Here is a 1,324-nt window from a genome sequence, read left to right as displayed (position 1 = left end):
CACGGCCGTGTTCGTGGGGGCCTGGGCGGCCGCGGCGCCGGCCTTCTGGTGGCGGTCCTTCCCGGGCGCCGGCCACCACTGGCTGCCGATGCTCGGCACCTACAACGAGCACCTGGCCCGCGACGTCGGCGCCCTCTATCTGGCCCTGGCGGTGGTCACCCTGGGCGCGGCGGCCCGGCCCGCCGACGACTTCCTGGTACGGCTGACCGCGCTGGCCTGGCTCGCCTTCTCCGTGCCGCACCTGATCTACCACCTCGGCCACCTCGCCCACTACGCCCCGATCGACCAGGTCGGCAACGTGGTGACCCTGAGCCTGGTGACCCTCGTGCCGGCCGTGCTGCTGGCCCCCCGCCGAGCACCCCGCGGGGCTAGCGTGTCCCGGTGACGACCGACAGGTGGGCGAACTGGCTGCTGCGGCACCGCGACGGCGGCTCGGCCGGCCTGCGCTCGCAGTTCGCCCCCCAGCTGACCGCCTTCCGCGACGGCGTCCTCGACCGCGCGGCGATCTCCCCCGGGGACACGGTCCTCGACGTCGGCACCGGCACCGGGCTGATCGGGCTGGGCGCCCTCGACCGGGTCGGACCGGCCGGCCGGGTCATCTTCAGCGACATCTCCGAGGCTCTGCTGGACGAATGCCGCCGGCAGGCCGACCCGGCCCGCTCCTCGTTCGTACGGGCGGCCGCCGACGACCTGAGCCCGATCCCGGACGCCTCGGTGGACGTGGTGACGACCCGGTCGGTGCTGATCTACGTGACCCGCAAGCCGGCGGCCTTCGCCGAGCTGTACCGGGTGCTACGCCCCGGTGGCCGGCTGTCCGTCTTCGAGCCGATCAACAACTTCCCGGCCCGGATGGGCCGCGACACCCTGCTCGGCCTGGACCCGGCGCCGATCGCCGACCTGATCGACAAGATCCGCACGGCCTACCTGACGGCCGCGCCGGCAACCGTCGCCATGCTCGACTTCGACGAGCGAGACCTGGTGCGCTGGGCGGCGGAGGCGGGCTTCACCGGGGTACGGCTGGACTACCGCGCGGAGGTCGACATGCCGGGCCCGCCGATCAAGGACTGGCCCGCCGTCCGCCGCACAGCGCCGAACCCGTTGGTGCCGACCTACGGCGAGGTACTCGACTCGGTGCTGACCCCGGCTGAGCGGGATCGCTTCGACGCGCACGTCCGGTCGCTGGCCGACGTCCCGACCCGGCACACGGCGGCCACGGCCTACCTGAGCGCGACCCGCGCCTGACCCGCCCGCCTCGGCGGGACGATGTCACCGAGGACCGCGCCCAGCAGCGGCGCCGAGCGGGGCACCGGCAGTGACCGGAAGC

The 1,324-nt window shown here is 74.4% G+C and carries 2 protein-coding genes; both read left to right on the top strand.

Annotated features, from left to right (window positions below; all coding sequences use genetic code 11):
- Positions 1-385: hypothetical protein (locus AB0C29_RS04075; protein WP_360814812.1), on the top strand; the 385-nt coding region annotated here is incomplete at its 5' end.
- Positions 382-1,242, top strand: a complete 861-nt coding sequence (locus AB0C29_RS04070; RefSeq protein WP_360814809.1) for a methyltransferase domain-containing protein — start codon at positions 382-384, stop codon at positions 1,240-1,242. The genes AB0C29_RS04075 and AB0C29_RS04070, both read left to right, overlap by 4 nt.
- Positions 1,243-1,324 lie beyond the last annotated feature (82 nt).

This window comes from Actinoplanes sp. NPDC048791 (assembly GCF_040650095.1).
Lineage (GTDB): Bacteria > Actinomycetota > Actinomycetes > Mycobacteriales > Micromonosporaceae > Actinoplanes.
This window is presented reverse-complemented; position numbering and strand designations above follow the sequence as displayed.